At 45.2% G+C, this 217-nt stretch carries 1 protein-coding gene; it reads right to left on the reverse strand.

Going from position 1 to position 217, the window contains the following annotated elements; translation table 11 throughout:
• Positions 1–217, reverse strand: a 217-nt coding sequence (locus tag V6252_RS13320; RefSeq protein WP_425355887.1) for a glutamine amidotransferase-related protein, incomplete at both ends; no start/stop codon positions are given.

Below are 217 nucleotides of genomic sequence, written 5' to 3' on the forward strand. Positions count from 1 at the left end.
CTCGCCGCGCTCATCTAACCACTCAGTGATCAGACCAATGATAGGCTCAGATGTTTTACGATCAAACTCAGAAGAGTTGGCGTTTATGTTAAGTACGTTACGTGCATACTCGATTACTGCCACCTGCATACCAAGGCAAATACCTAAGTATGGAACGTTCTTTTCACGAGCATAAGTGATTGCTTTTATCTTGCCCATCGTACCGCGCTCACCGAAA

The organism is Psychrobacter proteolyticus, from assembly GCF_038155145.1.
Lineage (GTDB): Bacteria > Pseudomonadota > Gammaproteobacteria > Pseudomonadales > Moraxellaceae > Psychrobacter > Psychrobacter proteolyticus_B.